Source organism: Streptomyces hilarionis, assembly GCF_024539675.1.
GTDB lineage: Bacteria > Actinomycetota > Actinomycetes > Streptomycetales > Streptomycetaceae > Streptomyces > Streptomyces hilarionis.
Genome location: NZ_JAHHIT010000058.1, coordinates 56,691 through 66,790, shown reverse-complemented (window position 1 = coordinate 66,790; position 10,100 = coordinate 56,691). Strand labels below are relative to the sequence as shown.

General features: G+C 74.7%; 10 protein-coding genes. 3 read left to right on the top strand and 7 right to left on the bottom strand.

The features are described 5' to 3' along the window. Window positions 1–70: 70 nt before the first annotated feature. The 3 genes from KMS84_RS15410 to KMS84_RS15400 all read right to left on the bottom strand — a co-directional run bounded on the left by KMS84_RS15410 (window position 71) and on the right by KMS84_RS15400 (window position 3,075). On the bottom strand, window positions 71–427 hold the full coding sequence (locus tag KMS84_RS15410; protein ID WP_256916768.1) for a YciI family protein: 357 nt from the start codon (window positions 425–427) through the stop codon (window positions 71–73). A gap of 106 nt (window positions 428–533) precedes the next feature. Continuing rightward, a complete protein-coding gene (locus tag KMS84_RS15405; protein WP_256916773.1) occupies window positions 534–1,526 on the bottom strand; it encodes an LCP family protein in 993 nt (330 codons plus the stop codon). Window positions 1,527–2,016: 490 nt separating this feature from the next. After that, window positions 2,017–3,075, bottom strand: coding sequence for a LacI family DNA-binding transcriptional regulator (locus KMS84_RS15400; RefSeq protein WP_256916767.1), 1,059 nt, complete (start codon window positions 3,073–3,075; stop codon window positions 2,017–2,019). A gap of 181 nt (window positions 3,076–3,256) precedes the next feature. Here KMS84_RS15400 and KMS84_RS15395 point away from each other — a divergent pair, with 181 nt between their 5' ends. Together KMS84_RS15395 and KMS84_RS15390 are read left to right on the top strand one after the other, a co-directional pair. Further along, window positions 3,257–5,566, top strand: coding sequence for a beta-xylosidase/alpha-l-arabinosidase (locus KMS84_RS15395; protein ID WP_256916766.1), 2,310 nt, complete (start codon window positions 3,257–3,259; stop codon window positions 5,564–5,566). A gap of 197 nt (window positions 5,567–5,763) precedes the next feature. Beyond that, window positions 5,764–6,672 (top strand): peptidoglycan-binding domain-containing protein, encoded by a 909-nt coding sequence (locus KMS84_RS15390; protein WP_256916765.1) that lies wholly within the window; start codon window positions 5,764–5,766, stop codon window positions 6,670–6,672. A 55-nt stretch (window positions 6,673–6,727) separates the two neighbouring features. Here KMS84_RS15390 and KMS84_RS15385 read toward each other — a convergent pair whose 3' ends face one another. From KMS84_RS15385 to tsaB, 4 genes are read right to left on the bottom strand one after another with little or no spacing between them, the layout of a single operon-like run. Continuing rightward, window positions 6,728–7,036 (bottom strand): hypothetical protein, encoded by a 309-nt coding sequence (locus tag KMS84_RS15385; protein ID WP_256916764.1) that lies wholly within the window; start codon window positions 7,034–7,036, stop codon window positions 6,728–6,730. A 10-nt stretch (window positions 7,037–7,046) separates the two neighbouring features. Beyond that, window positions 7,047–8,144 (bottom strand): tRNA (adenosine(37)-N6)-threonylcarbamoyltransferase complex transferase subunit TsaD, encoded by a 1,098-nt coding sequence (tsaD, locus tag KMS84_RS15380; RefSeq protein WP_256916763.1) that lies wholly within the window; start codon window positions 8,142–8,144, stop codon window positions 7,047–7,049. Continuing rightward, window positions 8,137–8,703 (bottom strand): GNAT family N-acetyltransferase, encoded by a 567-nt coding sequence (locus KMS84_RS15375; protein WP_256916772.1) that lies wholly within the window; start codon window positions 8,701–8,703, stop codon window positions 8,137–8,139. The genes tsaD and KMS84_RS15375 overlap by 8 nt, the downstream gene beginning before the upstream one ends. 41 nt (window positions 8,704–8,744) lie before the next feature. Beyond that, window positions 8,745–9,398: a tRNA (adenosine(37)-N6)-threonylcarbamoyltransferase complex dimerization subunit type 1 TsaB gene (gene tsaB / locus KMS84_RS15370; RefSeq protein WP_256916762.1), complete on the bottom strand. Its 654-nt coding sequence runs from the start codon at window positions 9,396–9,398 to the stop codon at window positions 8,745–8,747. A gap of 111 nt (window positions 9,399–9,509) precedes the next feature. Between tsaB and KMS84_RS15365 the strand changes: the two genes are divergently transcribed. Further along, window positions 9,510–10,055, top strand: coding sequence for a hypothetical protein (locus KMS84_RS15365; RefSeq protein WP_256916761.1), 546 nt, complete (start codon window positions 9,510–9,512; stop codon window positions 10,053–10,055). Window positions 10,056–10,100: the final 45 nt, after the last annotated feature.

The window sequence follows — 10,100 nt, the reverse complement described above, 5'->3', positions numbered from 1 at the left end:
GGGTTCGAGGGGGGCTGTTGTTCCACAACCCCCCATCGAACACCTGCCGGGCGTCCGGGCCAAGGCGAACTCAGCCCTCCGCGATCTCCCGCACCTCGCAGGTCACCGTCCAGAACTCCTCGTGCACCTTCAGGAACCGCTTGGTCCACTCGACGGCCTCGGCCAGGTCCTTGCACTGCATGATCGCGTAGCCGCCGACGGCCTCCTTGGTCTCGGTGAAGGGGCCGTCGGTGACGGAGATCTTCCCGCCCTCGTAGCGCACCCGGACGCCCTGCGCGGTCGGGGTCAGCCCGGCGGTCTCCAGCATCACGCCGGCCTTGGTGATCTCCTCGATCAGCTCGCCCATGCGCTGCATCAGCTCCGGGCTCGGACCCTCCGCGGGGGCGTTGTTCTCGTCGATCCGCACCATCGACAGGTAACGGGGCATGGTGACTCCTCGGGTCCGATGAGCCGGGTCCCTCCCGGCCTCTCACCCCTGCGTCGAACGGGTGCGGGCCGGATCGACACCGCCCGCGAAACTTTTTTCGCCGGCTTCAGCGCAGCGACTTCCACAGTGCGCCGGCCGCCGGTTCCCGGGCCACCACGCGGTTGGGGTCGGAGGGGGCCGCCACCACGGGCATGGTGACCGTCCGGACGCGGTCGGCGGACAGTCCCGCCAGGCTCCGGCCCAGTTCCGTCAGCTCGCCCAGGGAGTCCAGACCGGTGTCCGTGGTGAGACTGCCGGTGATCGCGTCGGCGGCCGCGTACAGCCGGACCGGGTGGGTGAGGAGGTCGGTGGCGGCGATCCGCTCCAGCAGGGCCTTCACGAGTCTGTGCTGGAGGCCTATGCGCCCGAGGTCGCTGCCGTCGCCTATGCCGTGCCGGGTGCGGGCCAGCGCCAGGGCTCGCGTGCCGTTCAGATGATGGACGCCGGCCCGCAGGTGCAGATGGCTGTCGTCGTCGTCGATGTCCTCGTCGGTGGTGACGGTGACCCCGCCGAGCGCGTCGACGAGCCGGGCGAAGCCCGAGAAGTCGACTTCGACGTAGTGGTCCATGCGCACGCCGGTGACCGACTCGACGGTCTTGACGGCGCAGACGGGGCCGCCGACCGAGTAGGCGGTGTTGAACATCGCGCCGTACGCCACGGCCGTCGAGCCGCCGCCCGGCAGCGGGCAGGCGGGGCGGGTGACGAGGGTGTCGCGCGGGATGCTGACGACGGTGGCGGTCTTCCGGCCGGCCTCGACGTGCACGACCATCGCGGTGTCGGAGCGTGCGCCGGTGCTGTCGCCGCCGCCGAGCCTCTGGTTCTCCGCGCCGCTGCGCGAGTCCGAGCCCAGCACCAGGATGTTCGTCGCCCCGGTGGGCGGCGGGGCGGCCGAGGTGGCGGGGGCGGGGGTGCCGACCGCCTTCGCGGGGCGGTTGTCGCCGAGCGCGTTGTCGATGTCGACGCCGTTGATGTTGCCGTCGAGGTGGCGGTAGGCCCAGCCCGCCGTCGCGGCGCCCACGGCCAGGGCGGCGGCCAGGACGAGGCCCGCGGCCTTCAGCACTCTCGGCCGCCGGCCCGCTCCCGCACCGCCGGCGCCGTCCGCTCCACCGGCGCCGCCTTCGCCGTTCTCGCCGTCTTCGCCGTCGTCGCCGTGCTCCCTGAGTCGCGTCACGGGCAGGAACGTACGTCCGAATCATGAGCGGACTGTTAGGAAGACGGCCGTGAGCCGAATTTCCCGTGAAAATCCCGGGCCCCCGCCGCTCGCCGACGACGTCGACGACTGGAGGATCTCCCGGCGGGAGACCTCCGAAAGTTTCGGTCGTTCAACCGATTGACTTCGGTGGCGGGTGGGGGCCGATTCCCCGCCGGTCCCGTGTCACCTTCCGGCCACGCCCCCCGCCCGCGCCCGCGACCGGGCTCTCACTCCCCCGATGTGCGCCGCTCCTCGACCGGGCTCCCTCCGGCCGGCTCTCCCGCCCCGGCCGGTAGGAAGGTCCCGCTCCGGCCGGACCCGGCCGGGGTCCGCCCGGCCCCCCGGCCGCCGTCCCGCCCTACCCGGCCGGCGGCGCCCCGGTGCTCGTGCGCACCACCAGGCTGGTCGCCAGCTCCACCCGGGTCGCGGTCGGCGCCTCGCGCGACGTCGACCGGGCCAGTTCGAGGACCAGCCGGGCGGCCGCCTCGGCCATCTCCGTCAGCGGCTGCCGCACGGTCGTCAACGGCGGCCCCACCCAGCGGGCCACCGGCAGGTCGTCGAAGCCGACGACACTGACGTCCTCCGGGATGCGCAGCCCCAGTTCCCGCGCGGCCTCGTAGAAGCCGAGGGCCTGGAGGTCGTTGCCGGCGAAGACGGCGGTGGGCCGGTCGGGCCGGTCGAGGAGCTCGCGGCCGAGGCGGTAGCCGGTCTCGTGGTGGAAGTCGCCGGTCTTGATCAGCGCCTGGTCGACGGGCAGCCCGGCCGTCTCCAGGGCGGCCCGGTAGCCGTCGATGCGGGCCCGGCTGCACATCATCTGCGACGGCCCGCTGATCGCCCCGATCCGCCGGTGCCCCAGTTCCACCAGGTGCCGGGTGGCGGCGAGGCCGCCCTGCCAGTTCGTCGCCCCGATGGACGGCACGTCCGCGCCCGGGTCGCCGGCCGGGTCCATCACCACGAACGGGATGGAGCGGCTGGTCAGCAGCGCCCGCTGGGACTCGTCCAGCCCGGACAGCACCAGCACGACGCCGTGCGGGCGGCGGGCGGCGACCTGGTCGGCCCAGGTCCGTCCGGGGGTGAGCCGCCCCGCGCTCTCGCTCAGCACGACGCTCAGCCCGGCGTCGCGGGCCACGTTCTCCACACCCCGGATGACCTCCATCGCCCAGGCGCTCTCCAGCTCGTGGAAGACCAGGTCGATCAGCGGCGAGCGGGTCGCCTCGGCGCGGCGGCGCCGGTAGCCGTGGGCGCGCAGCAGCTCCTCGACGCGGGTGCGGGTGCCGGGGGCGACGTCGGCCCGCCCGTTGAGGACCTTCGAAACAGTCGGTGCCGATACGCCGGCCTCGCGGGCGATCTCCGCGAGGGTCGCGGTCTGTGTCGGCCGCGCTTCTGTCCGCGTTTCCACGGGCTCCGAGGGTGTCATGGCGGCGATCGTATCGCCACGCGACCTCTTGACGAACCTGGTAGGACGCCATAGGTTCCCGGAACATTCGAAGTACAGCTCGAAACATTCGTACAAGCTCGTACGACCCGCGTACAAGCTCGCACAGGATCCCCGGATTCGCTGGCCCTCTGGTGGCTCACCGACCTCTGACAGGAGTTTCATGACCACCGCCCCCTGGCGTGACCCCGCCCTGCCCGCCGCCGCCCGCGTCGACGACCTCCTCTCCCGGATGACCCTGGAAGAGAAGACGGCCCAGCTGTACGGCGTGTGGGTGGGCGCCGCGACGGACGGCGACGGAGTCGCCCCCCACCAGCACGACATGACCGCCGACCCCGCCGAGGACTTCGACGAGCTGATCACCCGCGGGCTCGGCCAGCTGACCCGCTCCTTCGGCACCGCGCCCGTGGAGCCCGGCCTCGGCGCCCGCGCCCTGGCCCACGCCCAGCGGCAGATCGCCGCCGCGGGCCGCTTCGGCATCCCGGCGGTCGCCCACGAGGAGTGCCTGGCCGGATTCACCGCCTGGCGGGCCACCGCCTATCCGGTGCCGCTGGCCTGGGGCGCCGCCTTCGACCCGCCGCTGGTGGAGGAGATGGGCCGGGCGATCGGCCGCGACCTGCGCGCGGTCGGCGTCCACCAGGGTCTGGCCCCCGTCCTGGACGTCGTCCGCGACCCGCGCTGGGGACGGGTCGAGGAGACGATCGGCGAGGACCCGTACCTGGTGGGCACCGTCGGCACGGCCTACGTGCGCGGGCTCGAGGCGGCCGGGGTGGTCGCCACGCTCAAGCACTTCGCCGGGTACGCCTCCTCGGCCGGGGCCCGCAACCTGGCCCCGGTGCGGGCGGGCACCCGCGAGTTCGCGGACGTGACGCTGCCGCCCTTCGAGATGGCGGTGCGCGAGGGCGGCGCCCGCTCGGTGATGGCCGCCTACACCGAACGCGACGGCGTCCCGGCCTCCGCCGACCCCGAGCTGCTGACCCGGCTGCTGCGCGAGGAGTGGGGCTTCACCGGCACGGTCGTCGCCGACTACTTCGGCATCGGCTTCCTTCAGACCCTGCACCGGGTCGCGGGCACCCCCGCGCAGACGGCCGGCCTCGCCCTGGCCGCCGGCGTCGACGTCGAACTGCCCACGGTGAAGTACTACGGCGCGTCCCTGGTCGAGGCCGTCCGCGCGGGCGAGGTGGCGGAGGAGCTGGTCGACCGGTCGGCCCGCCGCGTGCTGCTCCAGAAGTGCGAACTGGGCCTGCTCGACGAGGACTGGCGGCCCGGGACCGCCGAGTCGGTCGAGCTCGACCCGACGGCCAACCGCGTGCTGGCCCGCCGGCTGGCGGAGGAGTCGGTGGTCCTGCTGGACAACCCCGACGCCCTGCTCCCCCTCGCGCCCGACACCCGGGTCGCGGTGGTGGGCCCTCGGGCGGCGGACGCCCTCGCGATGCTCGGCTGCTACTCCTTCCCCTCCCATGTCCTGCCGCACCACCCCGAGGTGGAGACCGGCATCGAGATCCCGACCCTGCTGGAGTCGCTGCGGGCCGAACTGCCCGACGCGAAGGTGACGTTCACGGAAGGCTGCGGGGTCTCCGACCCCGACCCCTCCGGCTTCACGGAGGCCGTCGCGCGCGCGGCGGAGGCGGACGTGTGCGTCGCCGTCCTCGGCGACCGGGCCGGCCTGTTCGGCCGCGGCACCTCGGGCGAGGGCTGCGACGTGGCCGACCTCCGCCTGCCGGGCGTCCAGGGCGAGCTGCTGGACGCGCTGGTGGCGACGGGCGTGCCGGTCGTCCTCGTCCTGCTCACCGGCCGCCCCTACGCGCTGGGCCGCTGGCACGGGCGGCTCGGGGCGGTCGTCCAGGCGTTCTTCCCGGGCGAGGAGGGCGGTCCCGCCGTGGCGGGCGTGCTGTCGGGCCGGGTGAACCCCTCGGGCCGCCTCCCGGTGAGCGTCCCGCGCGTGCCGGGCGGCCAGCCCTGGACCTACCTCCAGCCGCCGCTGGGCCTGGCGGGCGAGGTCAGCAGCCTGGATCCGACCCCGCTGTACGCCTTCGGGCACGGGCGCACGTACACGCGGTTCGCCTGGGAGGACTTCACCGGCGCCGACGCGGAGATCGCCACCGACGGCTCCTGCGAGACCGCCGTCACCGTGCGCAACACCGGAGACCGGGCGGGCACGGAGGTCGTCCAGCTGTATCTGCACGATCCGGTGGCGAGCGTGACCCGCCCCGACGTCCGGCTGATCGGCTACCGGCGGCTGGAGCTGGCGGCGGGCGAGTCGGCGCGGGTCGTCTTCCGCTTCCACGCCGACCTGTCGGCGTTCACCGGCCGCGACGGCCGGCGGATCGTCGAACCCGGGGCGCTGGAACTGCGGTTGGCGGCGTCCAGCGCGGACGTGCGGGAGGTGGCGCGGGTACGGCTGACCGGACCGGTGCGCGAGGTCGGCGTCGAACGGCGGCTGCACTGCGACGTGGAGGTCGTGCACCCCTGAGACGCCGCCCGGGGTGGCGGCATGCCGGCGTGTGCCGGCGCGCCGGCACCCCGGCCGTACGCACCGCCTCCGACGCCGCCCGGCGCGGGACGGGAGATGCGGGGCGGTGCGGTGCGGTGCGGTGGGGTGGGGTGGGGGGAAGATCCCGCGTCGAAGATATGAATAAGATGTGGAGCCCGGTCGGAGAAGGGCCTCAGGTGAGTCAACCGCCGCGTGGCGTCTGCCCGTTGTGCGGTGCGCCCCGGGCCGCCGACGGCGCCCCGGGATGCGTCTGCGCCCGGCTCGCGTCCGACGCCCACCGCAGCGACCGCACGGCGCAGGCGGCGGCCGCCGAGGACTTCGATCCGGTGCGGATCCGGCCCTTCGTCGTGCTCGGCGACGACCTGGATCCGCCCGGCGACGCGGCTCACGAAGCACCTGCCCGGACGCCTTCCGCTCCCGAAGCACCGCCCCGGGCGACTCCCGAAGCCCACTCCGGCGCACGTCCCGACGTCCCGGTCGGCGATCCTCCGTCCGACGCGCGGCGGCCCGGCCGCCGCCGTGTGCGGCTGCTGGTCCTCGCCGGACTGCTCGCGACCGCCGTCACCGCGGCCGTGCTCGCCGTCTTCCTCGTGTACCACGGTCCCGTACGGGACGGCTCCTCGGCCAAAGGCGTCCGGGCGCCGGTGCCCGTCGAGACGTCCGAGAGCGTCACGACCGCCGGACGGCCGTCGGCCCAGGCCTCCCGGGCCCGGCCGTCGGCGACCGCCTCCCGCTCCACGAGCCCGTCGGCCTCCGCCCCGGCCCCGGCGACGCCCTCCCGGTCCGCCGAGCCGTCCCCGACGCCGTCCGCCGACGCGACCGGCACCGCAGCCCCCGCGCCCGGCCCCACGCAGTCCGCGCCGCCGGTCCTCCGCCTGGGCGACACCGGCCCCGAGGTCGCCGAACTCCAGACCCGCCTGAGCCGGATCGGCTCCTACGACGGCCGGGCCGACGGCGTGTACAGCCGCCAGGTCCAGGCCGCGGTCGGCACATACCAGCTCACCCGGGGCATCCTGCGGGACGAGTCCGGCGTCTACGGCGCCGCCACCCGGGCCTCCCTGGAAGCGGAGACCGCCGAGCCCTGACCGGCGGGCGCCCGGCCGCCGGACCCGCCCGCCGGCCGACCACCGGCCGAGGCCGTCAGACCTCGTCCCCCGCCGGCTCCACCGAGTCCACCGGTTCCACGGACTCCACGGACTCCACGGACTCGAAACGCCACCGGTGCACCGCCCGGGTCACCAGCTCCCCGTCGGGCTCGGGCAGTTCGGGAAGCCCGGTCTCGTCGTACCCGGCGTCCCACCAGGTGATCACCAGCACCCGGTCCTGCGGGGCCCGGAAGGTCTCCCGGCGCAGCGGCCGCGGCGACAGCTCCTGCGCCCGCGCCCACGCCAGCAGGTCCCCGCCCCGCCCGTCGACCGCCCGGGCCTCCCACATCAGCGCGACGCTCACGACACGGCCCTCATGAGTACAGGTTGTCCTTGGCGATCTCGTGCACATGGTCGTGGTCGTGCGGGCGGCCCGGCACGTGCGGCTCGGTCACCGGCAGCGAGGAGTCCGCCGACAGGTCCCAGCTCGACGCGGCCCGCCCCCGGGCCACCATCTCCGCGCCCAGCGCCGCCACCATCGCGCCGTTGTCCGTGCACAGCTTGGGGCGCGGGACCCGCAGCCGGATGCCGGCGGCCTCGCAGCGCTCCTGGGCCAGGGCCCGCAACCGGGTGTTCGCCGCCACCCCGCCGCCGATCATCAGGTGGTCGACGCCCTCGTCCTTGCAGGCCCGCACGGCCTTGCGGGTCAGGACGTCGACGACCGCCTCCTGGAAGGAAGCCGCCACGTCCCGCACCGGCACCTCCTCGCCCGCCGCGCGCTTCGCCTCGATCCAGCGGGCCACCGACGTCTTCAGCCCGGAGAAGGAGAAGTCGTACGCCGGGTCGCGCGGGCCGGTGAGGCCGCGCGGGAACGCGATGGCCGAGGGGTCGCCCTCGCGCGCGTAGCGGTCGATGACCGGGCCGCCCGGGAAGCCCAGGTTCAGCACCCGGGCGATCTTGTCGAAGGCCTCGCCCGCCGCGTCGTCGATGGTCGCGCCCATGGGACGGACGTCGGAGGTGATGTCGGTGGAGAGCAGCAGGGACGAGTGGCCGCCCGACACCAGCAGCGCCATCGTCGGCTCGGGCAGCGCGCCGTGCTCCAGCTGGTCCACGCAGATGTGCGAGGCGAGGTGGTTGACGCCGTAGAGCGGCTTGCCGAGGGCGTAGGCGTAGGCCTTCGCCGCCGAGACGCCCACCAGCAGGGCGCCGGCGAGACCGGGGCCGGCCGTGACCGCGATGCCGTCGAGGTCCCGGGGACTCACGCCCGCTTCCTTCAGCGCCCGGTCGATGGTCGGCACCATCGCCTCCAGGTGGGCCCGGGAGGCCACCTCTGGCACGACCCCGCCGAAGCGGGCGTGCTCGTCGACGCTGGAGGCGATCGCGTCCGCCAGCAGGGTCGTGCCGCGCACGACGCCGACGCCGGTCTCGTCGCAGGAGGTCTCGATCCCCAGTACGAGGGGTTCGTCAGCCATGGGTCTCGGTTCCTTGTGTTCCGGCTACGGATGTCGTCGGGTCGGTCAGGCGCATCACCAGGGCGTCCACGTTCCCCGGCTGGTAGTAGCCGCGGCGGAAGCCGATGGCCTCGAAGCCGAAGCGCTCGTAGAGCTTCTGGGCGCGGACGTTGTCGATCCTGCACTCCAGCATGACCTCGGCGCACTCGAACGCGGTCGCCGCGCGCAACAGCTCCGTCAGCAGCCGGCCGCCGAGGCCGGTGCCCCAGTGGTCGCGGGCGACGGCGATGGTCTGGACGTCGGCGAGGTCCCCGGCGGCGGCCAGACCGGCGTACCCGACGATCCGCTCGACGACCCCCTCGCCGTCACCGGTGCCGTTGCCGGTGGCGCCGTCATGGCCGCTGTCGCCGTCGGCGCCGGCGCCTGCGCGGCGCCGGTCGACGGCGACGAGGTAGCGGCGGGTCGCCTCGGGGCCGCGGGCGTGCGCCAGGTCGGACCAGAACATGCCCCGCGACCAGGCGTCCTCGGGGAAGAGGTCCTTCTCCAGTTCCAGCACGGGCTCGATGTCCCACCAGCGCATCTCGCGCAGCACGGGCTGTCCGGGCGGTGTGGCGGTCTCGGTCACTTGGGCGTGACCACCTTGTAGTTCTTCGGCACCTGGGCGTCCGGCCGGCGCAGATACAGCGGGCGCGGGGCCGGGAGCTCCTCGCCCGCCGCCAGCCGCTCGGCGGCGAGCGCCGCGAGCGCGGCGGCACTGACGTGCTCGGGCTCGTGCGCGTCGGGGAAGACGTCCGGGTACAGCAGCGCGCCCGTGCCGACGGCGGGCAGTCCGGCCACCTCGTCGGCGATGTCGGCGGGCCGGTCCACGGCGGGGCCCGACAGCCGCGTGCGGGAGTCGGCGTAGCGGGCCCAGTAGACCTCCTTGCGGCGGGCGTCGGTCGCCACCACGAAGGGTCCCTCCAGATCCGACGCGTACGCGAGCCCGTCGAGCGTGCACAGGCCGTGCACGGGCACGCCGAGCGCGAGTCCGAAGGTGTCGGCGGTCATCAGGCCGACGCGCAGCCCCGTGTAGGGGCCGGGGCCGACGCCGACGACGATCGCGGTGACCGCGTCGAGCCGGAGCCCGGCGCCGGCGAGCAGCCGGTCGACGGCCGGCAGCAGCAGCTCACCGTGGCGGCGCGCGTCCACCTGGGCGAAGGAGGCGACGACGTCCGTGCCGTCGTGCAGCGCGACGGTGACGGCGGGGGTGGCGGTATCCAGAGCGAGCAAGAGCACGCAAACAGCCTACGGCTCCCGTGCCCCCGAAACGGCCGCGCCGGCCGAACGTCCGATCACTGCTAACGTCGCCGCGAAACGTGACGTACGGGACAGACGGGACGGTCGGCGATGCCAAGCAACAGCTCGACTTTCGTGGCCGGGCTCACCGCGGCGGCTCTGGCGGCGGTCGGGTTCCTCGCCTATCAGGCGTCGGCGAGCGCGCCCGACGGCCCGGGCGAGGGGCTGAACGGCGGGTCCCGGGCGAGCGAGAGTCCCCGGGACCGGCGGCATCCGGCCACGCTGCCGGCGGGTTCCGGCGTCGGCGAGCGGGTCGTCTACTCGCTGGCCGGTGACCGGGTCTGGCTGGTCGGGCCGAAGGACGCCGTCACGCGCACGTTCAAGGTCGCCCCGGGCAGCGTGGACCCGCCGCCCGGCAGGTATGTCGTCACCTCGCGCTCGGGCGCCGTCACCGGCACGGACGGCACCCCCATCGAGCACGTCGTGCGCTTCACCACCGTGCGGGGGGCGACGATCGGCTTCAGCGCGGCGCTGGACGGCTCGATGCCGGAGCCCGACCCCACGGTGCGCACGGGCGGCATCCGCGAGACCGTCGCGGACGGCGCGGCGATGTGGACGTTCGCGACGATCGGACGAGGGGTCGTCGTCGTCCCGTAGGCCCTCTCCCCCTCGGGGAGCGCCCCGGCGCCTGACCCGTAGGAG